Annotated in this window: 27 protein-coding genes; 17 read left to right on the top strand and 10 right to left on the bottom strand. The window is 42.2% G+C overall.

The window, feature by feature from the left end:
- Positions 1 to 87 precede the first annotated feature (87 nt).
- The 8 genes from AC1P5O_RS03080 (at position 88) to AC1P5O_RS03115 (ending at position 8,093) form a co-directional block, all read left to right on the top strand.
- Positions 88 to 1,095 carry a sulfate ABC transporter substrate-binding protein gene (locus tag AC1P5O_RS03080; protein WP_262466585.1) on the top strand — a complete coding sequence of 336 codons (1,008 nt, stop codon included), beginning with the start codon at positions 88 to 90 and terminating at the stop codon, positions 1,093 to 1,095.
- Positions 1,096 to 1,270: 175 nt separating this feature from the next.
- The gene (locus AC1P5O_RS03085) at positions 1,271 to 2,284 is read left to right on the top strand and encodes a sulfate ABC transporter substrate-binding protein (protein WP_005265775.1); all 1,014 of its coding nucleotides are present in this window, start codon (positions 1,271 to 1,273) and stop codon (positions 2,282 to 2,284) included.
- Between the two features lie 32 nt (positions 2,285 to 2,316).
- Positions 2,317 to 2,922 (top strand): RBBP9/YdeN family alpha/beta hydrolase, encoded by a 606-nt coding sequence (locus tag AC1P5O_RS03090; protein WP_005265776.1) that lies wholly within the window; start codon positions 2,317 to 2,319, stop codon positions 2,920 to 2,922.
- 87 nt (positions 2,923 to 3,009) lie between these two features.
- On the top strand, positions 3,010 to 3,843 hold the full coding sequence (cysT, locus tag AC1P5O_RS03095; RefSeq protein ID WP_004279076.1) for a sulfate ABC transporter permease subunit CysT: 834 nt from the start codon (positions 3,010 to 3,012) through the stop codon (positions 3,841 to 3,843).
- The gene (gene cysW, locus AC1P5O_RS03100; RefSeq protein WP_004279077.1) at positions 3,840 to 4,733 is read left to right on the top strand and encodes a sulfate ABC transporter permease subunit CysW; all 894 of its coding nucleotides are present in this window, start codon (positions 3,840 to 3,842) and stop codon (positions 4,731 to 4,733) included. The genes cysT and cysW overlap by 4 nt, the downstream gene beginning before the upstream one ends.
- An 11-nt stretch (positions 4,734 to 4,744) precedes the next feature.
- The gene (locus tag AC1P5O_RS03105; RefSeq protein ID WP_004279078.1) at positions 4,745 to 5,806 is read left to right on the top strand and encodes a sulfate/molybdate ABC transporter ATP-binding protein; all 1,062 of its coding nucleotides are present in this window, start codon (positions 4,745 to 4,747) and stop codon (positions 5,804 to 5,806) included.
- A gap of 53 nt (positions 5,807 to 5,859) precedes the next feature.
- On the top strand, positions 5,860 to 6,783 hold the full coding sequence (locus AC1P5O_RS03110; protein WP_262466584.1) for a CysB family HTH-type transcriptional regulator: 924 nt from the start codon (positions 5,860 to 5,862) through the stop codon (positions 6,781 to 6,783).
- Between the two features lie 107 nt (positions 6,784 to 6,890).
- The gene (locus AC1P5O_RS03115) at positions 6,891 to 8,093 is read left to right on the top strand and encodes an OmpP1/FadL family transporter (protein ID WP_262466583.1); all 1,203 of its coding nucleotides are present in this window, start codon (positions 6,891 to 6,893) and stop codon (positions 8,091 to 8,093) included.
- Positions 8,094 to 8,151: 58 nt separating this feature from the next.
- Here AC1P5O_RS03115 and carO read toward each other — a convergent pair whose 3' ends face one another.
- The gene (carO, locus tag AC1P5O_RS03120; protein WP_071850384.1) at positions 8,152 to 8,883 is read right to left on the bottom strand and encodes an ornithine uptake porin CarO; all 732 of its coding nucleotides are present in this window, start codon (positions 8,881 to 8,883) and stop codon (positions 8,152 to 8,154) included.
- A gap of 320 nt (positions 8,884 to 9,203) precedes the next feature.
- Here carO and dapD point away from each other — a divergent pair, with 320 nt between their 5' ends.
- From dapD to AC1P5O_RS03145, 5 genes are all read left to right on the top strand, one after another.
- Positions 9,204 to 10,025, top strand: a complete 822-nt coding sequence (gene dapD / locus AC1P5O_RS03125) for a 2,3,4,5-tetrahydropyridine-2,6-dicarboxylate N-succinyltransferase (protein ID WP_004645637.1) — start codon at positions 9,204 to 9,206, stop codon at positions 10,023 to 10,025.
- A 131-nt stretch (positions 10,026 to 10,156) separates the two neighbouring features.
- Positions 10,157 to 10,867, top strand: coding sequence for a 7-carboxy-7-deazaguanine synthase QueE (queE, locus tag AC1P5O_RS03130; protein WP_262466582.1), 711 nt, complete (start codon positions 10,157 to 10,159; stop codon positions 10,865 to 10,867).
- Between the two features lie 34 nt (positions 10,868 to 10,901).
- On the top strand, positions 10,902 to 11,570 hold the full coding sequence (queC, locus tag AC1P5O_RS03135) for a 7-cyano-7-deazaguanine synthase QueC (protein ID WP_262466581.1): 669 nt from the start codon (positions 10,902 to 10,904) through the stop codon (positions 11,568 to 11,570).
- A 16-nt stretch (positions 11,571 to 11,586) separates the two neighbouring features.
- The gene (locus AC1P5O_RS03140; RefSeq protein ID WP_004645640.1) at positions 11,587 to 12,000 is read left to right on the top strand and encodes a hypothetical protein; all 414 of its coding nucleotides are present in this window, start codon (positions 11,587 to 11,589) and stop codon (positions 11,998 to 12,000) included.
- An 82-nt stretch (positions 12,001 to 12,082) separates the two neighbouring features.
- A complete protein-coding gene (locus tag AC1P5O_RS03145; protein WP_262466580.1) occupies positions 12,083 to 12,541 on the top strand; it encodes a peroxiredoxin in 459 nt (152 codons plus the stop codon).
- Positions 12,542 to 12,628: 87 nt separating this feature from the next.
- Here the strand turns inward: AC1P5O_RS03145 and AC1P5O_RS03150 are convergent, their stop codons facing one another.
- On the bottom strand, positions 12,629 to 13,141 hold the full coding sequence (locus AC1P5O_RS03150) for a YceI family protein (RefSeq protein ID WP_499005633.1): 513 nt from the start codon (positions 13,139 to 13,141) through the stop codon (positions 12,629 to 12,631).
- A 458-nt stretch (positions 13,142 to 13,599) separates the two neighbouring features.
- Positions 13,600 to 14,205 (bottom strand): LysE/ArgO family amino acid transporter, encoded by a 606-nt coding sequence (locus AC1P5O_RS03155; protein WP_004279088.1) that lies wholly within the window; start codon positions 14,203 to 14,205, stop codon positions 13,600 to 13,602.
- A 105-nt stretch (positions 14,206 to 14,310) separates the two neighbouring features.
- Here AC1P5O_RS03155 and AC1P5O_RS03160 point away from each other — a divergent pair, with 105 nt between their 5' ends.
- On the top strand, positions 14,311 to 15,216 hold the full coding sequence (locus AC1P5O_RS03160) for a LysR family transcriptional regulator ArgP (RefSeq protein ID WP_262466579.1): 906 nt from the start codon (positions 14,311 to 14,313) through the stop codon (positions 15,214 to 15,216).
- A gap of 5 nt (positions 15,217 to 15,221) precedes the next feature.
- Here AC1P5O_RS03160 and AC1P5O_RS03165 read toward each other — a convergent pair whose 3' ends face one another.
- The gene (locus AC1P5O_RS03165; protein ID WP_262466578.1) at positions 15,222 to 15,791 is read right to left on the bottom strand and encodes a nicotinate-nicotinamide nucleotide adenylyltransferase; all 570 of its coding nucleotides are present in this window, start codon (positions 15,789 to 15,791) and stop codon (positions 15,222 to 15,224) included.
- Between the two features lie 103 nt (positions 15,792 to 15,894).
- Here AC1P5O_RS03165 and AC1P5O_RS03170 point away from each other — a divergent pair, with 103 nt between their 5' ends.
- Both AC1P5O_RS03170 and AC1P5O_RS03175 read left to right on the top strand, forming a co-directional pair.
- Positions 15,895 to 16,695, top strand: a complete 801-nt coding sequence (locus tag AC1P5O_RS03170; RefSeq protein ID WP_004731699.1) for an enoyl-CoA hydratase-related protein — start codon at positions 15,895 to 15,897, stop codon at positions 16,693 to 16,695.
- A gap of 206 nt (positions 16,696 to 16,901) precedes the next feature.
- Positions 16,902 to 17,561 (top strand): nitroreductase family protein, encoded by a 660-nt coding sequence (locus AC1P5O_RS03175; RefSeq protein WP_499005637.1) that lies wholly within the window; start codon positions 16,902 to 16,904, stop codon positions 17,559 to 17,561.
- Positions 17,562 to 17,788: 227 nt separating this feature from the next.
- Here AC1P5O_RS03175 and AC1P5O_RS03180 read toward each other — a convergent pair whose 3' ends face one another.
- The 4 genes from AC1P5O_RS03180 to AC1P5O_RS03195 form a co-directional block, all read right to left on the bottom strand.
- Positions 17,789 to 18,778: a carotenoid oxygenase family protein gene (locus AC1P5O_RS03180; RefSeq protein WP_262466576.1), complete on the bottom strand. Its 990-nt coding sequence runs from the start codon at positions 18,776 to 18,778 to the stop codon at positions 17,789 to 17,791.
- Between the two features lies 1 nt (position 18,779).
- The gene (locus AC1P5O_RS03185) at positions 18,780 to 19,259 is read right to left on the bottom strand and encodes a carotenoid oxygenase family protein (RefSeq protein WP_262466575.1); all 480 of its coding nucleotides are present in this window, start codon (positions 19,257 to 19,259) and stop codon (positions 18,780 to 18,782) included.
- A gap of 145 nt (positions 19,260 to 19,404) precedes the next feature.
- Entirely contained in the window at positions 19,405 to 19,722 is a 318-nt protein-coding gene (locus tag AC1P5O_RS03190; RefSeq protein ID WP_114540869.1) for a YqfO family protein, read from the bottom strand.
- Between the two features lie 17 nt (positions 19,723 to 19,739).
- Entirely contained in the window at positions 19,740 to 20,621 is an 882-nt protein-coding gene (locus AC1P5O_RS03195; RefSeq protein WP_262466573.1) for a LysR substrate-binding domain-containing protein, read from the bottom strand.
- 170 nt (positions 20,622 to 20,791) lie between these two features.
- Here AC1P5O_RS03195 and AC1P5O_RS03200 point away from each other — a divergent pair, with 170 nt between their 5' ends.
- On the top strand, positions 20,792 to 22,534 hold the full coding sequence (locus tag AC1P5O_RS03200; protein WP_253101570.1) for an FAD-dependent oxidoreductase: 1,743 nt from the start codon (positions 20,792 to 20,794) through the stop codon (positions 22,532 to 22,534).
- Positions 22,535 to 22,576: 42 nt separating this feature from the next.
- On the opposite strand, the gene AC1P5O_RS03205 is transcribed toward AC1P5O_RS03200, so the two are convergent.
- Together AC1P5O_RS03205 and AC1P5O_RS03210 are read right to left on the bottom strand one after the other, a co-directional pair.
- Positions 22,577 to 22,702 (bottom strand): KGW motif small protein, encoded by a 126-nt coding sequence (locus tag AC1P5O_RS03205; protein WP_004645654.1) that lies wholly within the window; start codon positions 22,700 to 22,702, stop codon positions 22,577 to 22,579.
- A gap of 286 nt (positions 22,703 to 22,988) precedes the next feature.
- Positions 22,989 to 23,732, bottom strand: a complete 744-nt coding sequence (locus AC1P5O_RS03210; protein ID WP_262466572.1) for an abortive infection family protein — start codon at positions 23,730 to 23,732, stop codon at positions 22,989 to 22,991.
- Between the last annotated feature and the right edge of the window lie 73 nt (positions 23,733 to 23,805).

The raw sequence follows: 23,805 nt of genomic DNA on the forward strand, positions 1-23,805 counted from the left end.
TCCAATTCTTTTTTAATTATTTTTTATGCAAAAAAACTCAAGCTATTCTTGCCTCATCTAACAAAAGCTAAAAAACTTGAGGAAAAAATGAGCATTCGTAAATTAAAAATTGGGGTATTGGCAGCACTGGTATCAGCAAGCGCTTTTAGTGTCTCTGCAAAAGATTTCCTAAACGTTTCATATGACCCGACTCGTGAATTATATGACAATTTCAATAAGGAATTCAGCGCATACTGGAAAAAAACCACCGGTCAGGATATTAACTATAAACAGTCACATGGCGGTTCAGGCAAACAGGCACGTGCCGTGATTGACGGACTGGGTGCCGATGTTGTAACACTGGCACTGGCAGCAGATATTGATGAAATTGCAGAACGTGGTTTGCTGCCTAAAGACTGGCAAAAGAAATTCCCGCAGAATTCGACACCCTATACTTCAACCATCGTTTTTCTTGTACGTAAAGGCAATCCAAAAGGAATCAAAGACTGGGGAGACCTGGTTAAACCAGGCGTAGACATTATTACCCCGAACCCAAAAACTTCAGGTGGTGCACGCTGGAATTATCTGGCTGCCTGGGCGTGGGCCAAACACCAGAAAGGTGGCAATGATGCCAAAGCACAAGACTTTGTCCGTCAAATCTACAAACAAACCAAAGTACTGGATTCGGGTGCACGTGGTGCTACCACGACTTTCGCTGAACGCGGGATTGGGGATGTATTACTGGCTTGGGAAAATGAAGCACATTTGGCCGTCCGCGAACAGCCGGGAAAATTTGAAATCATTACTCCTTCTCTGTCTATTCTGGCTGAACCACCCGTGGCAATCGTAGAAAAAAATGCCAAGAAAGATGGTAATGAACATCTGGCCAAAGCCTATTTAAATTACCTCTATTCACCTGCTGGACAGACTGTGGCGGCGAAAAACTTTTACCGTCCACGTAATGCGAATGTATTAAAGCAATACAGTACCGTATTCAAGTCCTTAAAACTGGTCACCATTGATAAAGAATTTGGTGGCTGGACCAAGGTTCAGAAACAGCATTTTGACAATGGCGGTGTGTTTGATCAGATTGTCAAAGCCAATCACGCAAAATAATACTTTAAATGCAGTTCATTATGGCCTTTATTCATAAGGCCATTCTTATTTCAAACACTTAAGAGCTTATTTATCTCTTTTTTTCATATAAAATTCATTTTTAATTATTTTTTATGCATAAAGAATAAGTTTATTCTGCGCTTATGTTACAGAACATATCAGAGATTCAGTCCAGATGAGCATTTCAAACACATTAAAACTTGGGGTTTTAGCAGCTGTTATCTCGGCAACCTCATTTGGTGCAGCAGCACGTGATTTTCTCAATGTATCCTATGATCCGACCCGTGAACTGTATGAAGATGTAAATAAGAATTTTGGCAAATATTGGGAAAGCCGTACCGGTCAAAAAATCAATTTCAAGCAATCGCATGGCGGTTCAGGCAAACAGGCACGTGCCGTGATTGATGGTCTGGATGCAGATATCGTAACGTTAGCATTGGCTGCCGATATTGATGTGCTGGCAGAAAAAGCTAAACTGTTACCTGCGGACTGGCAAAAGAAATTGCCGCAAAACTCGACGCCTTATACTTCAACCATCGTGTTCCTGGTGCGTAAAGGCAATCCGAAAGAGATTAAGGACTGGGGTGATCTGGTCAAACCGGGCGTAGCGATCATTACCCCAAACCCGAAAACTTCAGGCGGTGCACGCTGGAATTATCTGGCGGCTTGGGCTTGGGCCAAACATCAGGCGGGCGGCAACGATAAGACTGCGCAAGAATTTGTTCGTAAAATTTATAAAAATACCAAAGTTCTGGATTCCGGGGCACGTGGTTCAACCACGACCTTTGCTGAACGTGGCATTGGGGATGTTTTACTCGCATGGGAAAACGAAGCGCATTTAGCCCTTCGCGAACAGCCGGGCAAGTTTGAAATTATTACCCCTTCTCTGTCGATTCTGGCTGAGCCACCGGTGGCGATTGTAGAAAAAAATGCCAAGAAAAAAGGCAACCAGCACTTGGCTCAAGGTTATTTGAACTTCCTGTATTCGCCATTGGGTCAAGACCTGGCAGGTAAACATTATTATCGTCCACGTAATGCCAAAGTACTGGCCAAATACAGCCAAGTATTTAAGCCATTAAAACTGGTGACGGTTGATCAGGAATTTGGCGGCTGGAGCAAGGTACAAAAAGCCCACTTTGAAAATGGTGGTGTATTTGACCAGATCGTTAAAGCCAACAGCGCGAAATAATTTTCCAAGCTGATTGATATAGGAGCATCGACATGATTCATACGCTTATCGTTCCTGGTGTAGGTGGCAGTGAATACAACCACTGGCAAACCTGCTTACAGCACCGGCTGATGCGATGCTCCCGTGTGCAGCAAAAGGACTGGAATCATCCGGTACTGGATATCTGGGTAGCAGAATTTGTCAAAACTCTGCAAGCCATTCCAGCAGAGGTTCAGATTGTCGCACACAGCTTTGGCTGTCTGACCAGTATTGCGGCCCTTGCCCGACATCCCGAACTCAATGCAAAAGTAAAAAATCTGCTATTGGTGGCACCAGCTAATCCGGCACGATTTGGGGAAAATGGTTTTTCGCGCGACAGTCAGACTGACTACAGCACCTATTTTCAACAGCTCAAGCTTCAGGTGCCCACCACGTTATTGATCAGTGAAAATGATCCCTGGTTAAGTTTTGAAGATGCGCACATACTGGCTCAAGCCTGGAAAATCAAACCAATTAATCTGGGTGCAGTCGGTCATGTCAATGTCGCTTCTGGTTTTGGCCCTTTTCCTGAAATTGAACACTATTTGATTTCAGAAAACACTATGCCCCATATCAGCAAAGTTGATGAGAGCAAGTGTTATTTTAAATTTGCATTTTAGTCGCTGCAAATTATGCTTGTGCCCAAATTGTTTTTTTTATTTTAGCTGATTGACTTCAATCAGCTTTCTCTCTTCTGAGGAGTAATCATGTCGCAGCGATCCCGAGTGCTGCCAGGATTTGGTCTTTCTCTAGGCTTTACCCTAGCGTATTTGTCATTAATCGTTTTGATCCCGCTGTCAGCTGTTTTTATTAAATCACTGGGCATTGGCTGGGATGGCTTATGGGAAATCCTGAGCTCTGAACGTATCTTGAAATCATTGCAGTTAAGTTTCACCGCGGCCATTGTCGCTGCACTGGTCAATGTAGTGTTTGGCCTGTTACTGGCGTGGTGTCTGGTACGTTACAGCTTTCCGGGCAAACGTATTGTCGATGCCCTGGTAGATTTGCCTTTTGCCTTACCCACTGCGGTTGCGGGTATTGCCCTGACCTCTTTATATGCACCGACCGGCTGGATTGGTCAATATTTAGAACCGATTGGCATTCAAGTCGCTTATACCCCGATTGGTATTACACTGGCATTGATCTTTATTGGTCTGCCTTTTGTAGTGCGTACGGTTCAGCCAGTCCTTAGCGATCTGGAAACCGAACTGGAAGAAGCTGCATCTGCATTGGGTGCCAACCGTTTTCAGATTGTGACCAAAGTGATTTTCCCAATTCTGCTGCCTGCGCTGATCACTGGCTTCGCTTTAGCCTTTGCCCGTGGTGTCGGTGAATATGGTTCAGTGATCTTTATTGCTGGTAACCAGCCTTTTGAAACGGAAATTGCACCCTTAATGATTATTTCTCGCCTAGAAGAATATGACTATGCCGGTGCAACCACGATTGCTGTCGTCATGCTACTGATTTCCTTCGTGATGCTATTCCTGATTAACTTATTACAGGCATGGGCTAGCCGTCGTACCGGGAGAACTGCGCGATGAGTTTAAATACCAACAGCAATGCGCTGGCTGAAAAGTTGCAATCCCGTGATGCAACCCGTGAGCCAACTTGGGTACGTTATACGCTGCTCACTATTGCCTTAATCTTCTTTTTAAGCTGCCTGATTCTGCCCTTGATTCTGGTTTTTGTTGAAGCCTTTAAACAAGGGGTTGGCGTTTATACCCAAGCGCTGGTGCATCCGGATACTCTGTCGGCAGTAAAACTTACCTTGCTGACGGCTGCAATCGCAGTACCGCTCAACGTCGTATTTGGTGTTGCGGCAGCCTGGTCTGTAGCGAAGTTCAACTTTCCGGGGAAATCATTCCTGACCACCATTATTGATCTCCCTTTCTCGGTTTCACCTGTGATCGCGGGTATGATGCTGGTGCTGATTTTCGGTACCCAAGGCTGGATGGGTTCTTGGCTGATGGATCACGATATCAAGATCCTTTATGCAGTGCCTGCGATTGTCCTAGCGACTATCTTTATTACGGTACCTTTTGTTGCGCGTGAGCTAATTCCGTTAATGGAAGCACAAGGAACCGAAGAAGAAGAAGCTGCGATTGTACTCGGTGCATCTGGCTGGCAGACTTTCTGGAAAGTGACCCTGCCCAATATCAAATGGGGTCTGATCTATGGCGTGATTCTGTGTAATGCGCGGGCCATGGGTGAATTTGGTGCGGTGTCGGTGGTTTCCGGCCATATCCGTGGTGAAACCAATACCTTGCCGCTACACGTCGAAATTCTTTATAACGAATATACCTTTAGTGCTGCGTTTGCCGTGTCATCACTCCTGGCTCTCCTCGCAATTGTAACCCTGATTTTAAAAACATGGGTGGAACTGCGCCAGGAAAAACAAGACAAACGTAATGAAGATTCAACAGTTTCTTAAGGAATGCCCACATGAGTATTCAAGTACAAAATATTGAAAAACACTTTGGTGCATTCCATGCACTGAAAAATATCTCGCTGGATTTTCCAGATGGTCAACTGGTCGCGCTTCTTGGCCCATCTGGTTGTGGCAAAACCACTTTGCTACGGATTATTGCCGGCCTGGAATCTGCGGATGGTGGCCAAGTGATTTTAGAAGGTCAGGATGCCACCAATGTTCATGTGCGCGAGCGTGAAGTCGGTTTTGTATTCCAGCACTATGCCCTATTCCGTCATATGACGGTATTTGACAACATCGCCTTTGGCCTGCGTGTGCGTCCACGTAAAACCCGTCCATCGGAAGCGGAAATTAAAAAACGTGTGACACGTTTACTCGACTTGGTTCAGCTCGGTTTCCTGGCTGACCGATATCCAGCTCAACTTTCTGGGGGTCAGCGTCAGCGTATTGCCCTTGCACGTGCTCTGGCCGTTGAACCACGTGTATTATTACTAGATGAACCTTTCGGTGCACTGGATGCCAAAGTGCGTAAGGAACTGCGTCGCTGGTTACGTACCCTGCATGACGAATTGCATATTACTTCGATCTTCGTGACTCATGATCAGGAAGAAGCACTTGAAGTTGCAGATCAGATCGTAGTAATGAACAAAGGCAATGTAGAGCAGATCGGTTCACCGCGTGAGGTCTATGAAACCCCGAAAACTCCATTTGTATTCGACTTTTTGGGTCAGGCGAACCGTTTTGAAGGTCAGAACCATGGCGGCCTCATCCAACTCGGCGAAGACCGCATTCAATTTGAGGGTGCAAAAAATGCCGCTCAAGGTGAAGTGATTTTATTCGCGCGTCCAGATGAACTACGCATTCATGCACAGCCACACGACAATGCCATTCAAGCGACTTTCATTCGTGAATTATGGATCGCGGGTAAAGTCGTTGCAGAGCTAAATGACCGTCAAGGCAATCTGATTGAAATTTTACTGACGCCTGATGAAGCGAGAGCGCACCAATTCCGCCCAAATCAAACTGTTTGGTTAAGTGCGGTGAACTTGCATTTATTTGAAAACCAGGTCGCTTAAGATCAAAAGATGGGGCTTTAAAATGCCCCATCCTCTTCTAGGGTAAAAGAATTATGAATTTCCAACAATTAAGAATTATACGAGAAACGGTTAGACAAAACTTTAATTTAACTGAAGCTTCCGCTGCGCTTTATACTTCGCAGTCCGGGGTCAGTAAGCATATTAAAGATCTGGAAGATGAACTGGGGGTGCAGCTATTTATCCGCAAAGGTAAACGTCTACTGGGCTTAACCGAACCGGGTCAGGCACTTTTAGGCATTGTGGAACGCATGCTGGTCGATGCCGACAATATCAAACGTCTGGCGGATGATTTCAATAAAGTGGATGAAGGCACCCTGACCATTGCCACAACACATACCCAGGCACGTTATGTCCTGCCGCCGATCGTGAGCCAGTTCAAAAAAGAATTTCCTAAAGTTCATTTGATTTTGCAACAGGCCAGCCCGATGGAAATTACGGAAATGCTGCTGCAAGGCCAAGCCGATATCGGTATTGCGACTGAAGCCCTGACGACTGAAGACAATCTGGCCAGCGTGCCTTATTATAACTGGCAACACAGTATTATTACGCCGCAAAATCATCCGCTGGCGAGTAAGGAAAACATCCGGATTGAAGATCTGGCTCACTACCCGATTATTACCTATCATGGTGGTTTTACCGGTCGTTCCAAGATTGATACTGCTTTTGAAGAAGCCGGCTTTGATGTCAATATCGTGATGTCCGCACTCGATGCCGATGTGATTAAAACCTATGTCGAAATGAACATGGGCGTGGGTATCGTCAACGATGTCGCTTATAACCCTGAGCGCGATTATCGTTTAAAGCAAATTAAAACCGATATTTTCGGCGTAAATACTACTTGGATTGCAGTGCGTAAAGGTCATTTATTACGCGGTTATGGCTACGAGTTTATTTCCCTCTGCTCACCAGACGCAGATATTAAGGCACTGAAAAAAGTGGCTTATCCAGACGAATAAAGTGCAATATTTTAAGTTTTTAATCAAAGAGGCGAATAGCCTCTTTTTTATTTTTTGAGTAGATAAAGAATATAAATATCAAGCATAATAAATTGAATTATACCAAGATGATCAATCATAAATTTGCTCTTTTCTCCACGGGCTTGTTTTTCTCCGGGGCAGGTTATGCAGCAGCGTTTGAACAATCTAACCAAAACATCCAATCGTTTTTTGAAAAAAATCATTATGCTGAAGTTTCACTGGCCTGGGTTCGCCCTAATATCAGCGGTCAGGTACAACATACCGAAGAGCTGCAACAATTAGGCATCACCGATTTTTCAACAGGAAATCTTGCCCATAGCCAATTGATCTCAAATGCCGCATTAAAATTCCAGTTGCATCCTCAAGTGTCGTGGGGACTGATTTATAATCAGCCTTATTCTATAGATATCGCTTATCATTATGATCCTGTTTTTGCAGGTGCAGCACTTCCAATTGAGGCTGCTACCATTCAATTTGAGAGCCATAATTTGACCTCATTAATTGGCTTTCAACCAAACGATAACTGGAATTTTTATACAGGACTAAGTTATCAAAGCTTAGAGGGAAATTTATATTTATCCAGGCAGACATTTTATATATTCAATGGTTATCGAGCCACATTTGAACAAGATCCCGCTTGGGGTTGGCTTGCTGGAATCAGTTATCAGATTCCAGAATATTTTTTTAGAACCGCACTGACCTATCGTTCTGCAATCACTCATCACAATAAAACCACTGAATCGATTGTTGTCGGTACGAATCCAGCACCTTATACAGAAATTCAAACTCCACAGTCTGTGAACTTGGATTTTCAGACAGCTTTAACTGATCAAAATGCGCTCTACGGCACGCTGCGTTGGTCAAACTGGCAAAATTTCGTGATCCAGCCACCTAAATTTGGCGCTGTAATTGACTATGCGGCCTTACAGTTCCCTGAAGTAAAACCTTTTAGAATGATTGATTATCGTGAGGATCAATGGTCTGGCAAAATTGGACTTACCCATCAATGGCCATCTTTTGGCATAAATTCGATCGAACTTTTATGGGATTCCGGTACAGGAAATCCGGCTTCAACATTAAATCCGAGTGATGGATATTGGGGCATCGGACTAGGCCATCTTTATAAGATCCAAGAGACCTGGGATATTGCTACAGGACTCTATTATTTAAAATTTCAGAAACCTGAGGTTGCAATATCTGATTCGCTTACTCCTCAAATAGCGGGTTTATCCGCTGTTTCTGACAATAGTGCCTGGATCGCAGGTTTGAAACTGGGTTACCACTTTTAAAATTGTTCTAAAAAAACAAAAAAACGGGCCGAAGCCCGTTTTTTTATGAGGTTAAATCTTAGAAGCGGAAGCTTACACCAAGTTTAGCGACTGGTAGCCATTCGTACTCATTGTCGTTACGAATATCATCTTCTTCCAACTGAACTTGTTGGTTAAAGTCAGCAATAACTCCAGGATTTGTAGGAGTAGCAACTCCACTTGAAGTTAAGTTAACTGTTGGATTTCCATTGTAGTAAGCACCAATTTCACCAAACACACCCCAACGATTAGTAATCGCTGGAGAGAAACCAATACCTAGGTAGGGTGCAATATTATTTTTATAAGATAGGTCACCACTAATACGTGCATCTCCTACTGCCTTGAATTCAACATCATTTACGGAGAAGGTTTCACCCGAACGAACTCGACGATCGATATCATATTGATTATCTACATAAGCTACACCAGCCGCCATATAGAACCAGTTTGCCCAAGGACGGATTTCAGCATTTAGGTAAGTCAGGTTATTGTCCATATCCAGGTCATAATCAGAACCATTGATTGATAAATCATCCGACCAGGAAATATCACCGCCGTTATAACCTAAAGTGACGCCTACATATGGGTTAGCACTCCAGGAAATTGCCCCACCATAACCGGTAGTACCGACTTCAGCACGAACAGCTGCGGGTTTAAAGAAAGAAAAAGATGCCACACCTTCATCTGTTACGATTGTTTCATCAGCAGCCATGACAGATCCAGCTGTGGCAGCTAGAACGGATACTGCTAAAAGTTGATATAAAGCTTTCATTATTTCTCTCCTCAAAAGAACTTTTTTTTCATCATTAGTTATTCGTGATGAGCTCAATATAAAGGACTTAAAAAATATTTTTTATTCACATTTTGCTCATCTTTTGTTATTTTTTGATACAAATTAATTTTTCTTGTTGAGAACCAAGCCTTTTCTAACACTTTTCCTACATTTCAACATAATGAAAAAGTACACTTATTACTTTAATAATTTCACGCTTTCTACACTTCTGGCTATTTTTCATCTATTTTTAGTGCTTTCAACTATTTTTCCTGCAATATAGTGTAAAATCTAGAAAATTTTTTTCTGGAAGGAAGATCATGTCGCAGCTTTCAACAATCATTGAACAAGCGTTTGAAGACCGTGCGAATTTTACAGCTGCAGATTGCTCTGCTGAAATTCGTCAAGCAGTAGAGGAAGTAATTGCTGGTCTAGACAATGGTACTTTACGTGTTGCTGAAAAAATCGATGGTGAATGGGTTGTTCATCAATGGATTAAAAAAGCGGTATTGTTATCATTTAAATTAAACGACAACAAACCAATGGAAGCTTGTGATCTTCGTTTCTATGACAAAGTAGAGACTAAATTCTCAGGTTGGACTGAAGAACAATTTAAGGCTGCTGGTGTACGTGTCGTACCACCTGCTGTCGCACGTAAAGGTTCTTTCCAAGCCAAAGGCGTGATCTTGATGCCTTCTTATGTCAACATCGGTGCTTATGTAGATGAAGGCACGATGGTTGATACCTGGGCAACTGTGGGTTCATGTGCGCAAATTGGTAAAAATGTTCACTTGTCAGGTGGTGTCGGTATTGGTGGTGTGCTTGAACCGCTTCAGGCGAATCCAACCATTATTGAAGATAACTGCTTTATCGGTGCACGCTCTGAAATCGTTGAAGGCGTAATCGTTGAAGAAGGTTCTGTGATTTCAATGGGCGTATTCATTGGTCAATCAACCAAGATTTATGACCGCGCCACTGGCGAAATCCACTACGGCCGCGTACCAGCAGGTTCAGTCGTTGTTGCTGGTAGCCTCCCTTCTAAGTGTGGTACTTACAGCCTGTATGCTGCCATCATCGTGAAAAAAGTTGATGCACAAACTCGTTCTAAAACAAGCCTGAACGATCTATTACGCGAAGACTAAGATGTCTTAACTTAGAGGATACATTCGTGTTCCTCGGAGCTTCAACCGCTCCTCGTCTCTACGATTAGTAATAATCGTAGGGATTTTTATTTTTATACCCGGTTATTTATTTCTCATTGGTTAGTTTTGTTATGAATACGCTTCGATCTTCCGCAATTCCTGTCTCTGATCCGTCTGCGGGTTTACGCATTACGGAGATTTTCTATTCATTGCAAGGTGAAGCCAATGCCGCAGGATTGCCAACAGTATTTATCCGTTTAACCGGTTGCCCATTGCGTTGTAGCTATTGTGATACCACCTATTCCTTTGAAGGCGGTGAGCGTCAGTCTCTGGACGATATCATCCAGACCACGCTTGATTTTAAAACCCCTTATGTCTGTGTGACCGGTGGTGAACCACTGGCACAACCAAATGCCCTCCCCCTGATGCAGAGACTTGCGGATTTAGGATGTGAAGTTTCACTTGAAACCAGTGGCGCTTTAGATGTGTCCAAAGTGGATCCGCGTGTTTCCAAAGTCCTCGATTTAAAAACACCAACTTCAGGTGAAGTTGCACGAAATTTGCTTTCTAATCTGGATCATTTAACTGCACATGATCAAATCAAGTTTGTGATATGCAATCGTGAAGACTATGAATGGTCAAAGCAGCAGTTAGAACTGTACCAACTTCAAGACAAAGTGAGTACAGTTTGGTTTTCGCCTGCATTCGTGGTTGAAAAAGGTGCGGTTCGTTTACCACCACTGGCACGTGATTTGGCTCAGTGGATTTTAGAAGACCATCTCCCTGTTCGTTTCCAGTTACAGCTACACAAGTTGTTATGGAATGATGAAACTGGTCGTTAATTTTTTGTAAAGTATTTTTTTGGAGAATCAGCTTATGCGCTCTCGTGCCATTGTCCTGTTATCTGGCGGATTAGACTCAACAACATGTCTGGCTTGGGCACAGGCACGCTATGAATGTATCGCACTCAGTTTTCGATATGGTCAGCGTTCAACGACCGAGCTGGATGCAGCAAAAGCTTTAACGCAACGTGCGGGTGTGGAACATAGAGTGATCAATATTGATCTGGGTAATCTGGGTGGCTCAGCCCTTACCGATCATAGTATTGAGGTGCCCGACCATGAACAGGCTGGCATTCCGATTACCTATGTTCCGGCACGTAATACTATCTTCTTGTCTTACGCCTTAGCAGCAGCTGAAGTGTTCGAAGCTGAAGCGATTGTCATCGGAATTAATGCGGTTGATTACTCCGGTTATCCGGATTGCCGTCCGGAATTTATTGACGCATTTGCCAACATGGCACGCCTTGCGACCAAGGTTGGCGTAGAGGGTCAGGCGCTCAAATTTGAAACACCTTTGTTACATTTATCCAAAGCAAATATCATTCGCTTAGGTATTGAACATGGCGTAGACTACAGTCAAACGGTGTCATGCTATCAAGCAGATGACCAAGGACGTGCCTGTGGCAAATGCGACAGTTGTCGTTTACGTAAACAGGGTTTTGCGGACGCAGGTGTTGAAGACCCGACACGTTATATACCGTAATAACAAGGTAGAGTTTATGAAGAATTTAAAATCAAGCATCGTGCTTTCAGCAATTGTTTCAGCTGCTGCTATGTTCGCAACTACGGCTCAAGCGGCTGATGACAAATTACAACAAGCTTATAAAAGCACCAATGTAAAATCTGCATTGATCAATGTTTGTAAAAATGAAACTGGCAAAAGCAAAAAATTGACATCTGCTGAAGTCAGCAAATATTGTGGTTGTGCTATTGAAGCAGATGGCAAATTAACCAATGCACAAAAATGGGAAATTCAAAGCACTATTAACCAGAAGAAAAGCCCAGGCACTTTAGCTTTTGTACAGAAGCAGAATAAAGATCTTCAAGCATGCTTTGGTCCACAGTTAACAGGCAAACTGAAAACTTTGACTGAAGAAGCGATGAAATCAGCTCAAGCGGCACCAAAGAAATAATATCTGATTATTCTTTGATAAAATAAGCCACTATAATGTGGCTTATTTTTTTTGAAAAAATTTAGAGAAAACAGGAGTTTTTATGTCTGAAATGAGTTTGCTTGACCAGAATTTTCCTGCGACCACAGGCGAAATCAATTTAACCCAGTTAAATACAGAATGGCTGGTGATTTATTTTTATCCTAAAGATTCTACACCGGGCTGCACAACTCAGGCAGTTGGCTTTTCCTGTTTAAAAGATCAGTTCGATGCTTTGAACACCACAATTCTTGGCGTATCCCGTGATTCGGTAAAAGCCCATCAGAACTTTACTGAAAAGCAGAATTTGAGTATTAATCTGATCAGCGATAAAGAAGAAGTGTTGTGCAATCACTTTGATGTGATCAAAGAAAAGAACATGTATGGCAAACAAGTGATGGGCATTGAGCGTTCGACTTTCATTTTCCATAACGGCAAACTGGTCAAAGAATACCGCAAGGTCAAAGCAGCAGGTCATGCAGAACAAGTTCTGGAAGATTTAAAAGCTTTGCAAGCCGCTTAATTGCATGCTTGTGTATGAATAGAGGCTCGAAATATTCGGGCTTTTTTTTACGAGAACATTCATATCATCAAGTATTTTATATCTACCCTAGTTCATTTCACACTGGCCTGATAGATGAAGATTCACCTTATCTCCTACCCCGGCAATTCCTTTTTTCATGCCAAAATCACTACGGTTAATCACGGCTGATGCCTGAACATCAAGTAAGTTGGCATTCGACATACTCGGTTTAAAGGTTGTTTCGAAAATCACAGGCTTGGTCACACCACGCAGGGTTAAATGACCTAAAACATTATATTTGCCATTGCCCAAGTCTTTAAACTGGATACTTTTAAAAATTACAGTCTTATATTTTTCTACATAAAACAGGTCTTCGCCCAAAATCATATGTTTAAATAGCGGCTTACTAAAGCTTAAACTTTCTACATCCATGACCAGATGGGTTGAGGCATTTTGCGGTGCTTTAGCATCAAACTGCATCGTGGATTGAACCTGATTGAACTTGGCTTTAACCACAGTAAGACCCATCGACTTAATCTCAAAACCGACATCACTTTTGGGAGTTAAGGTCCATGATCTTGCAAAAGACTGACTAGTCAAAGCTAAACACATCGCTAGGCCAAGGAGCCCAGTTTTTATTGTTGTTTTCAATTTTAAATCCACCTTGTTTAATTTCTTATTGATCGGATTTAAGTCCACGGCTTAATCTGAAACTAATTTTTTTGTTTTTTGAGCGAGCAGGTTTTCGTTATTTTTATACCAGTTTATTGAAGTTTTTGTAAAATCATTCATGACTAACGGACAAAATACTTGAGCTGATTTTTCTCTAATAAGTGGCCCTGCTAGCCTAGCAGGAGACTTGCGCCATCTTATAAAATTCTGATTTTATAAATTTTTTGTACAAACAGATCGTTTATTTTAAGTTCAATTTATATTGAAATATCTATGTGCTTGCAGTACTGAAAAGAGTTGTTTTCTGCGCTAACCATTCTCGATACCTATCTAAAATGACACGTTTAGACAACTCTTAACCAATCTATCCACTTTCGTAGCCTGAATCAAATACTGAGAATTAATGACACTGCGACGCCCCACATGGTACATGCAATAATAGCATCCAGTATTTTCCATGCTTTTGGATGTTGAAACCAAGGCGTCAGTATTTTTGCTCCATATCCCAAACTAAAGAAAAAAAACCAGGAAGCACAGACAGCACCTAAAGCAAACCACCATTTTCCTAAAGCGTATTGGGTTGAAATTGATCCAATCAATATGACTGTGTCTAAGTAAACATGCGGATTCAGCCAGGTAAAAGCCAGGCAGATCATCAGTACTTGTAGAAAATGCTCTGTGAGCTGACCACTTGGTGCCAAAACCTCTGTTGATTTAAATGCGCTGATCGCATGGTGTAAACCATAATAAAATAGGAATCCTGCGCCAATATATTTAGAAAATATAACAATATCCGGATAATGTTCAATGACGCGCGCAAAGCCCAGTACGCCAAGCAGAATTAAAATGGAATCAGACAAGGCACAAATCACACAGACCCAGAACACATGCTGCTGTTTTAAACCTTGTTTTAATACAAAAGCATTCTGTGCACCGATACTGACAATCAGGCTCATTCCCACTGCAAAACCACTCATCATATAACTGAACATCACATTCCCCTTTTTTTTGAATAAATGAATTATTCAACAAAATGGATGCGATTAATTAAAACTAAGTTAATATCAATTTAACTAAATTATTTTTAGATAACAGATATGCTGAATGCGAAACAATGTGATGCTTTTTACGCAGTTGCAAAAACGGGAAGTTTCGATCTGGCTGCCGAGCAGCTAAATATTACTGCCTCGGCAGTGACCCTTCGTGTTCAAAGTCTGGAAAAAAAATTGGGACAATTGCTTCTGGTGAGAGATCGGCCTTGCCGTGTGACTCAATCCGGACAAACCTTATTGCATTATTTACAGCATCAACGTTTGCTAGAACAGAATTTGATGCAGGATTTGGGTGGACAATTGCAACAGGAAGGTTTCTATTGTCTGAATATTGCCACCAATGCTGATTCGCTCGCGACCTGGCTATTACCAACCTTACAAGCCCAGCTGATCCAGCATAAAATTGTGTTGCATTTTCAAGTAGATGATCAATCACAGACTCATCATCTGTTAGAAGCAGGTCTCGTCAATGCCTGTTTGAGTACAGAGAGTAAGGCAATGAAAGGTTGCCGGGCTGAGTTGATCGGACAGATGCAGTATCGTCTGGTCGCCACCCCTGACTTTTCCCGAAACTGGTTTCATCAAGGGGTACATCGGGATGCGCTACGCCTTGCCCCTGCCATTATTTTTAATGAAAAAGACCAGCTACATACCCAGTTTATTCAGCACGAATTTGGCCTGAACCTTGCTCAATATCCTCATTTCTTTATTCCATCGACCCATGCATTTTTTGATGCGATTGTCATGGGTCTAGGATATGGCTGGCTGCCGGACTATCAAACCAGGGATTTACTGGAGTCAGGTCGACTGCTTGAACTTTCAAGTAAGATGCGAATTGAAGTGCCCTTGTATTGGCATCACTGGAAAGAACAGTCGTCTGCCCTGGAAATTTTAGGCGAATGTTTGAAACAGCATGCTCAAACTACCATGAATCAACCCATAACAACCTGATACTTTTAAAGCAGATTGGTTTTATCATTCTGGGCAAATTTTTCACTGAGTTGCTGATAGGTCGTGGTTTTTTGGAAATTCTCTAGAAAATCAATCGTGCCTTCTGGAAATTTATCTCGTTGAATTTCGCCACGATAATAAGCTTCACGCATCGGCGTGGCGGATAAGGCATCTTCCAGGCTGTCAAGTTCGACCATTTCCCATTCTGGGAAAAACTTTAAATAATAAGAAGAATCATCTTTAAAATGCCCGATCAGTCCGATTTTGGCATCCGGCTCAATGACCTGATTCACCAGCGATTTCACCAGTTTTTGCCATTTCTCATCATTATAAACATCAATGACTTCTACGAATTTGATCCGCGCCTGATCTTCAGCACTAAAATTTGACAGAATCATGGCTTCACGCTCCGAAGCCAAAAATGGATTCTTGATATTGCGTTCATTTTGCGCAGAACCGAGAGCCAAAATCACATGTTGACTGTGCTGCAGGGCAATATTAATCGTTTGCATGTGTGCCAGATGAAAAGGCTGAAAACGGCCAATGAAAACCAGATAATCAAATGTATAGTTCATAAGGGATCAGTTTTTTTATGACTCATGAGTTGTGCTGCCCCAATAAATATGCGACATAATCATTCCCATAAAATCAAATTAAGTTTAAAGCAAGGATAGTACGATGACACTGAGCTGTATTCAACAACCTCATGAGCATTTGAATGCGAATTTAGAACATGGTGTACTTACTTTGGCCATCAATCGCCCGGAAGCGAAAAATGCGTTATATAGCGAGCTGTATCTCTGGATTGCGAAAGCCTTGGATGAAGCTGATCAGGCACCTGAAGTTCGTGTAGTTGTATTACGTGGTCAGGATGCAGACTTTAGTGCGGGCAATGATATGCAGGATTTTATGAAATCTGCCGCGAAGAAAGGTCAGGCACCTGCTGCTGAAGGCCCGCCATTTGTTTTACTGAAATCTGCTGCAAAATTTTCCAAGCCTTTGATTGCTGCGGTGCGTGGTGTTGCAATCGGCATTGGCGTGACGATCTTATTACATTGTGATCTGGTCTATAGTGACAATACTGCCCTGTTCCAGATTCCATTTGTCAGTTTGGGTCTATCGCCTGAAGGCGCATCAAGCAAATTACTGATTCAACAGGCAGGCTATCATAAAGCAGCTGAATTATTGCTGACTGCGCAAAAATTCAATAGCGAAAAAGCGCTCGACGCAGGTCTGGTGAATAGCATTGAAGAAGATGTTTACACTAAAGCAGCAGCACAAGCTGCCCAGCTCTCTGCCCTGCCATTAGCATCACTGGTGCAATCCAAAGCCTTGATGAAACACAATGTGAATGAAATTGTGGAATGGATTGACCATGAAGCAGAAATTTTCATGCAGCGTGTAGGCTCGCCAGAAATGCTGGAAGCGGTTCAAGCGTTTATGCAAAAACGTAAACCTGATTTCACACAATTCAACTAATTTTCAAACTTATGAGTTCAACGAGGTGGTTTAGACTGCCTCAATCTTTTATTTTTCTAAGAATCTGAAGTATGCCAAATCAAAACTCCCAAACCTCTTCCGAAACAACAGATAGTTCAAATCCAGAAAAGAAACGTTATTACGAACCTGCACCTCAAGATATAGATATAGATAATTTTCGTAAAGTGATTGAGAGCCGACGCTGAGTGCGTAAATTTACCAAAAAGCCAATTCCCGTTGAAGTGCTGGATGCCTGTCTGGATCTGGCATTGTTGGCACCAAATTCATCGAACTTGCAGCCTTGGACTTTTTATGTGGTACAAAATCCGGGCAAGAAAAAACGTCTGGTCAAAGCCTGTATGAGTCAACTGGCAGCCAAAACAGCTTCTGAGCTAATTGTCTGTATCGCACGTACCGACCGTATTGATGAAATGGCAAAACGTAATGTGAATGAATTTCCATTTCCAGAAGCTCCGCCCGCGATTAAGAAATACTATAAATATATTCCTTACAACTATAAAACCGGTTATCTGAATGCTTTCGGTAACTTTAAGAAAGTGGCTTTCAAAGTTGCCCGTACACTGGACAAACAAATGCCAGTGTCTGCTTTCAGCCCAGCTGATGCGAAACTGTGGGCGACCAAAACAACGGCGCTCGCTTGTGAAAATCTGGTCTTAGCCTTACGGGCCTATGGTTTTGACAGCTGTATGATGGAAGGTTTTGATGAGCCGATGGTTCGTGAAATTCTGAAATTAAATGATGAACAGTATCCGGTCATGGTAATTGGTGCGGGTGAACGTGCTGAGGATGGAGTATTTTTCCCACAGTACCGTTTTGATCGTGAGCTGTTTATTCAGAAGGTTTAATAGCAGCTATAGAAAAACAAAGCCTTAAGTTCTACCTCATTTGGTGATATGGATATCGCGCTTAGGCAGAGATTCAAGAATGAATTTCTGCCTAACACATAATTTTGCTTATCCTATGCAATATATTTTTCGTTCTTTAAAGCCCTATCAGCCTGCAAACAGAGAGTGAAGTCTTCACGCTATATGAAGGCTATGCCATCTTAAAAATGCCAGTAAATAATCAAAACCTATGAATAGTGGGTTCTCAATTTCCGATAATCAATCCAGTTACAATGAAACCCGACGGGTACACGTACCGGTAAATGAATGGTTGCAATCGGCCCTTCAGTCATATGCTGTGCATCCAGAATCACTACCCTAGATGGACTATCATCTAAAGCATGAACATAAGACATCAGCCAGCCATCATTTTCAGCTTGAGCCCCTTCCCGTGCGACGAATATCACCTCTCCTGTCACCCAGTTTTCTCCAAAAGAATAGCTTTCTGAATTGCCAGTTTCCACATCATGGCTCAAAAGAGTATTGCTGCTGACACGAGAAGGATCATCAAACTCGCCAAAGGAAATAGTGTAGACATAACGATAAGGCCGCCCCGTATAAGCTTCATTAATCCGTGGGAATTCCTGTTTCATCTCGGATAATACTGTCCTAGTCACTTTTCCAATGCCGTGTTCAAAAATGAACCGCTCCAGCCGAATATCCTGATCTTCAATCGGTCCCTGAATGGAACTGACCAATGCTTTGGAGTGCACCACCGCATCCATAACCACATCACCAGAATCCAGCTCATAAGCATTCACGGTATGAAAAATAAAACAGGGATCAATCTCATACCAGCGAATATCAATTGCCTTACCGCCAAAAGGTAATATACCAATGCGTGCCTGCCGTTTTGGATTCCATTGATAAGGCAACATTGAACCCTTTAAAGCACTGCGTACAGAAAAGTTCACATTCAGGTCCAGAATCAGCACCTGAGATCTGGTAATGGCACAATCATGAATCATCGGACCATGTTTCACTGGAATGTCGACGTGATATTTCAACTTACCTTTTGAATCTATCTGCAAATAAAAAACTTTGTTCTGACTTAAAGCATCATAACAAACCGCATGAATATCACCTGTTTCAGGATCGATATGTGGATGAGCAGTAAATGGCAGATCCTGATCATCTCCAAACAAATGATGTCGTTTTGACTCCAGTGCAGCATTCAACTCAACTGGATAAGCGCCTGCTTTCTACCAATGCCCAGATTTTTCCGGCAAAGTGGATGACATTGGTATTGACTGCATCTGCGACACCTCGGGTTGTACCTGGAATTTGTGGTCGATGAAGTTTTTTCTGCACACTGGCAGAACCGATATAACTGCTTTTATACCAATGTGCCTCACCACCCTTCAGTCTGAGCGCATGCAACATGCCATCGCCAGTAAACCAGTGATAGTTACGTGGATTTTTGACGTTAATAGGATTTGGGCCAATCCGCATTAATGCGCCATCCAGTTCTGCAGGAATCTGCCCTTCAACCTTTAAATTTGTGGAAAAGTGTTCCTGCCGCTCTGGTGCAAATATACCTTCCAGATAGGGATTATCCGGCGAATACGGAATGCGCTGATGCAGGATTTCTGCACCGTATTGAATGGATTTACTGAGCGTATTTTTCCATACGCTGCTCAGCGGTTTTGGCCATAGCATTGTTATTTTCCTTATTGTATTTTTTCTTTGGATTATTCTGGCAGAAATGATAATAACAAAAGCGGTTTGGCTGTTTTCTGAATCTAGATTAACGGCGCATCAAATTGAATACGCCGTGCCGTAATAGAACGTAACTTTTATAATTTTAGACTTTGATATCCAGAAGCTGAATAAACTCAAAGGCTGGCTCTTCATAAGGATGGCTTTCTTTTAAGGCTTTAGCGACCTCGACTGCCTTTTCATCTGGCACCAGAATTTCTACCCGCCATTCCTCTACCTGTTCCAGTTTACCGACTTCACCAATATGAGGATCTGCACCTTCCTGCGGCTTAAACTGTCCGGTTCCTAAAACCTGCCAGGCACAGTCCGTATACTCACCAATGCCGCCTGCCCCTGCTGCAAATATCGCATTCTTGGTGTCTTCCAAATTTTCATCCGGTACGTAATAAATCAGCTTTAACATATATTCCTTCCTGCAATTCAGATACTTGTCGTATTGTTAAGGGCTTGGGTAATCATCTTCAATGCAGGATTTTGGGAATTCTTGTTAAATTTTGCATACAAGCCCAGTTTTGGCAGTGCCTGATCAGTCTGGACAATTTTCACATGATCATTCAAAAACCGCAGTAAATATTCAGGCGCAAAACTAAAGCCCATTCCCATATTGGTCAGATTGATGTGTTGCAAGACATTGGTCACCCACAACAGCTGTTCATGCTCAAGCTGATCAATGCAGAGTAGTCTATCCAGCTTTTCATAAAATACTGGTGAAGCATTCTGCTCACACATAATTATATTATGGTTTTTTAGTTCCTGTAATTTCAGGATTCGATCTGTAGAATGTAAGTGCTGAGCGGCTATCAGATAAATTTGCTCGGTTAATAAATGAATATTCTCAAAATCTGGATGGTCCAGATGAAAGCGGGTAATACATAAATCCAGTTCAGCATTTTTTAGCCGCTGAATCTGTTCCATACAGGTCAGGCTATGCAGATGGATTTTTAAGTCCGGCATGGTTTTTTTAAGCTGGGCCAGAATCTGTGGCATCACTTTTATTTCTGCGACATTCAGGAAGCCAATGTGAATCTGGTTATTTTTCTGCTGCGCAACCTGACGTGCTGCTGCCACTGCCAACTTGGCATTTTCCAGTGCTTTTTCGGCATAGATCTGAAAAGCCCGCCCTTCATCGGTGAGTTTGACTTTTCTCGATGAACGATCAAACAGGACAATGCCTACTTCCTGTTCCAGATCCTTAATTTGCTGGCTTAATGACGGCTGCGCAGTAAACAGCTTTTCGGCGGCCTTGGTAAAACTTTGTTGCTGCGCCACGGTGATAAAATAGCGTAAATGTCGAAGTTCCATAGCCTGCCCGGTTTCTGATCAGGTCAGCATCTTAAAATTATGACCCACGTATTGCAAATAAGAATAGGTCGATAGTTTATATGAATATCGCTATATCAATAGATTCTGTTTTACTAGACTGCCTGACCATATAGATAGCTTGTTCTTCACCTATACACATGGAGTCTTGTATGACACAACACTATGACACTGATGTTCTGATCATTGGTACCGGTCCTGCAGGTTCAACATTAGGCTTGGCTTTGGCGAATTATGGTATCAAGGTACAACTGTTTACCCAGTTTAGCTGGCTGGCCAATAGTCCACGTGCCCATATTACCAATCAGCGTGCCATGGAAGTATTACGTGATTTAGGTATTGAAGAACAGGTTAAAGAGATTGCAACACCATGGGAACAGATGGGTGAAAGCCTGATTACCACCAGTCTGGTCGGCGAAGAAATCGCCCGTTTAAGTGCATGGGGTACCGGTGATGAACGTCATGGTGACTATATCCAAGGCAGTCCATGTCCATTAGTCGATCTGATTCAGCCAAAAATGGAAGCTTTACTGGTGAAAAATGCCGGTGAACGTGGTGCAATTTATAACTTCAATACTGAATACCTGTCACATGTGCAGGACGAAGATGGCGTGACTGCTACTTTCCTGAACCGCATTACCAATACTGAATTTAGCTTAAGAGCAAAATATCTGGTGGGTATGGATGGTGCTAAATCTCGTGTATTGGAACAGCTCGGCTTGCCACTGGAAGGCGTGATGGCACGTGCCGGTACCGTCTATGTGACCTTTAAAGCTGATCTTTCTCAATACGTTCAGCACCGTCCTGCGATTCTGCAATGGATCGTGAATCCTGAAGCCAGCTTTGGCGATCTCGGTATGGGATTGTTACGTGCCATTACGCCATGGAATGAATGGATCATGGGTTGGGGCTTTGACATTTCCAAAGGCGAACCACAAGTTACTGAAGAACAGGTTCGAGCACGTCTCAATACATTTGTTGGTGCTGAAGTAGAAGATGTCGAAATTCAAAAACTGTCTTACTGGTATGTGAACCAGACCTGGGCAACTGAGTATTCCAAAGGTCGCGTGTTCTGTGGTGGTGATGCGGTGCACCGTCATCCACCATCGAGTGGCCTAGGTTCAAATACCTGCATGCAGGATGCCTTTAACCTGGGCTGGAAACTGGCATATGCCGTTAAAGGCTGGGCTGCGCCTTCCCTGCTGGATTCATATACGGCTGAGCGTGCACCGGTCGGCAAGCAGATTGTGGCGCGTGCGAATCAATCACGTTTAGATTATAAATACCTAAAAGAAGTCTTTGGTTTTGACAATGGTGTGACGACTCAGAAGCAAATGCTGGAACGTATTTTTTCAGAAGATGAGCAAGGTGCTGAAATCCGCAAAAAACTGTTTGAAGCTTTGGAAATTAAAAACTTCGAATTTAATGCACAAGGTGTAGAACTGAATCAGCGTTACAACTCAAATGCATTAATTGGGGAGTCTGAGCCGGAAGTTTTTGAAAAAGATGAGCAGCTTTATTTACAGGCAACGACTCGCCCAGGCGCTAAAGTTCCGCATACCTGGCTGATCAATGCCAAAGGTCAAAAGCAGTCGACTTTAGATATTACCGGTAAAGGTCGTTTTACCCTGCTCACAGGTTTATCCGGTAAAGGCTGGAAACAGGCGGCAGAAGCATTGGATTTGCCATATCTGGATGTGACTCAGATTGGTTCACGTGACTATCGTGATGTGTATGGAACCTGGAATGCCAAGTCTGAAATTCATGAATCTGGTGCAGTACTGGTTCGTCCGGATGGTTATGTGGCTTGGCGTTATCAGGACAGTACCAATAAAGCTTTTGATTATGAAAATACGTTAAAGGCGGTATTGAAGCAGGTTCAATTGGTTATTTAAATTATAAAGCCACCTTAATGGTGGCTTTCTTAAAGCTGATGATCAAGAACCCTGCAGCAAGTAACTGCCCACAACGAACAATATTTGTAGTCCTACAACAATACAAAACAACATCCAGCCTTTCTGACGCATTGCCGCCTTATCCATTATTCTAAGTGTTTTAGCCATGTCATCACCTCATCTTTGAGAATTGATACTGAACCGATCTATTCCATCTTTCTTTTATAGTGCAATAAAGTTGTGCATAAAACATACCATAGCACTTTATATACAATATAAAAGCAAAATCTAAACCAACTCAGCAGGAAGAAAAAAAATTAAAAAATCAGAATGCTTAAAAAGCAAAAATCCACCAAATTGGTGGTTGAATAATCCTATGTTAGTGAATTTATTTTAATTTTTCCATACAGTAAAATTAAGATACTATTTAAAAACAATATTTATAATAAAAAATTCATTCACCTTGTTTTAATTTCCAAGATGAGAATAAAAACACGGACATTGTACCAGCCAAATTCACTGCTAATTCTGCATGTCTTGGAGAATGTTTAAAGTTTATTTTACCTTGCCCATGAGCATCACCCACTTTATTTCTCAATGATCCTAAACCTTCAATGATGGAACTACATCCTCCGAGAATTTGTTTGAAAGTCTGCTCCGTATGTTGAGATGGAGCAAGGTTTAATTCTTTACTCACCAATCTATACAGTTGATTTATATCTGGAGCATGGCCATAACCGACTTCGTATTCATCAAGAATATATTTGCAGGTCGATTCTAAAAGTGTTCGAGCTAATGTAATCGCACCTTCGGGATCTGTACTTCTTCGCTCTAATGCTTTCTGCCATATTTGATGTATATAATCCGAGCTTAATTCAGCAATCTTCAACTGTACTACCTGATCCAATGGAGGAACATCTAGACTTTCTAATACATTAAATAATTCTTTAAATTCCGAATAAATATAATTTTCACGTTCAGCGTAAGATTCAAAATCCCACTTAATCCTAGCTTCAAATTCATCTAATGTGCGTGTGTCTTTAATAAAAAATGGAATATATTCATAAAAGTTTTTAAATGTCAGTAACTCTTGTCTAAGCTGCATAAATGCCTCTGAAGAACCTTTTTCATAAGTATCAGTAGCTCTAGCTATTAGCAATTCTTGTAAAAGTAAAACTTTTTCAATTAAATCGGACATTTGAGGACTCTTTATTCATTTTTTAATCTTTTTCAATTCTATATCTAATCACCTATAAATCTATAATTTGCTT

Source organism: Prolinoborus fasciculus (genome assembly GCF_056724605.1).

What these genes read in the sequence shown, in the direction of transcription:
- AC1P5O_RS03115 (WP_262466583.1), top strand. Translation starts at nt 6,891, where the DNA reads ATGATCAATCATAAATTTGCTCTTTTCTCCACGGGCTTGTTTTTCTCC.
- AC1P5O_RS03170 (WP_004731699.1), top strand. Translation starts at nt 15,895, where the DNA reads ATGACACTGAGCTGTATTCAACAACCTCATGAGCATTTGAATGCGAAT.
- AC1P5O_RS03140 (WP_004645640.1), top strand. Translation starts at nt 11,587, where the DNA reads ATGAAGAATTTAAAATCAAGCATCGTGCTTTCAGCAATTGTTTCAGCT.
- queC (WP_262466581.1), top strand. Translation starts at nt 10,902, where the DNA reads ATGCGCTCTCGTGCCATTGTCCTGTTATCTGGCGGATTAGACTCAACA.
- AC1P5O_RS03190 (WP_114540869.1), bottom strand. Translation starts at nt 19,722, where the DNA reads ATGTTAAAGCTGATTTATTACGTACCGGATGAAAATTTGGAAGACACC.
- cysT (WP_004279076.1), top strand. Translation starts at nt 3,010, where the DNA reads ATGTCGCAGCGATCCCGAGTGCTGCCAGGATTTGGTCTTTCTCTAGGC.
- AC1P5O_RS03205 (WP_004645654.1), bottom strand. Translation starts at nt 22,702, where the DNA reads ATGGCTAAAACACTTAGAATAATGGATAAGGCGGCAATGCGTCAGAAA.
- AC1P5O_RS03155 (WP_004279088.1), bottom strand. Translation starts at nt 14,205, where the DNA reads ATGTTCAGTTATATGATGAGTGGTTTTGCAGTGGGAATGAGCCTGATT.
- AC1P5O_RS03160 (WP_262466579.1), top strand. Translation starts at nt 14,311, where the DNA reads ATGCTGAATGCGAAACAATGTGATGCTTTTTACGCAGTTGCAAAAACG.
- dapD (WP_004645637.1), top strand. Translation starts at nt 9,204, where the DNA reads ATGTCGCAGCTTTCAACAATCATTGAACAAGCGTTTGAAGACCGTGCG.
- carO (WP_071850384.1), bottom strand. Translation starts at nt 8,883, where the DNA reads ATGAAAGCTTTATATCAACTTTTAGCAGTATCCGTTCTAGCTGCCACA.
- cysW (WP_004279077.1), top strand. Translation starts at nt 3,840, where the DNA reads ATGAGTTTAAATACCAACAGCAATGCGCTGGCTGAAAAGTTGCAATCC.
- AC1P5O_RS03105 (WP_004279078.1), top strand. Translation starts at nt 4,745, where the DNA reads ATGAGTATTCAAGTACAAAATATTGAAAAACACTTTGGTGCATTCCAT.
- AC1P5O_RS03195 (WP_262466573.1), bottom strand. Translation starts at nt 20,621, where the DNA reads ATGGAACTTCGACATTTACGCTATTTTATCACCGTGGCGCAGCAACAA.
- AC1P5O_RS03200 (WP_253101570.1), top strand. Translation starts at nt 20,792, where the DNA reads ATGACACAACACTATGACACTGATGTTCTGATCATTGGTACCGGTCCT.
- AC1P5O_RS03110 (WP_262466584.1), top strand. Translation starts at nt 5,860, where the DNA reads ATGAATTTCCAACAATTAAGAATTATACGAGAAACGGTTAGACAAAAC.
- AC1P5O_RS03080 (WP_262466585.1), top strand. Translation starts at nt 88, where the DNA reads ATGAGCATTCGTAAATTAAAAATTGGGGTATTGGCAGCACTGGTATCA.
- AC1P5O_RS03210 (WP_262466572.1), bottom strand. Translation starts at nt 23,732, where the DNA reads ATGTCCGATTTAATTGAAAAAGTTTTACTTTTACAAGAATTGCTAATA.
- AC1P5O_RS03085 (WP_005265775.1), top strand. Translation starts at nt 1,271, where the DNA reads ATGAGCATTTCAAACACATTAAAACTTGGGGTTTTAGCAGCTGTTATC.
- AC1P5O_RS03165 (WP_262466578.1), bottom strand. Translation starts at nt 15,791, where the DNA reads ATGAACTATACATTTGATTATCTGGTTTTCATTGGCCGTTTTCAGCCT.
- AC1P5O_RS03145 (WP_262466580.1), top strand. Translation starts at nt 12,083, where the DNA reads ATGTCTGAAATGAGTTTGCTTGACCAGAATTTTCCTGCGACCACAGGC.
- AC1P5O_RS03185 (WP_262466575.1), bottom strand. Translation starts at nt 19,259, where the DNA reads ATGCTATGGCCAAAACCGCTGAGCAGCGTATGGAAAAATACGCTCAGT.
- queE (WP_262466582.1), top strand. Translation starts at nt 10,157, where the DNA reads ATGAATACGCTTCGATCTTCCGCAATTCCTGTCTCTGATCCGTCTGCG.
- AC1P5O_RS03090 (WP_005265776.1), top strand. Translation starts at nt 2,317, where the DNA reads ATGATTCATACGCTTATCGTTCCTGGTGTAGGTGGCAGTGAATACAAC.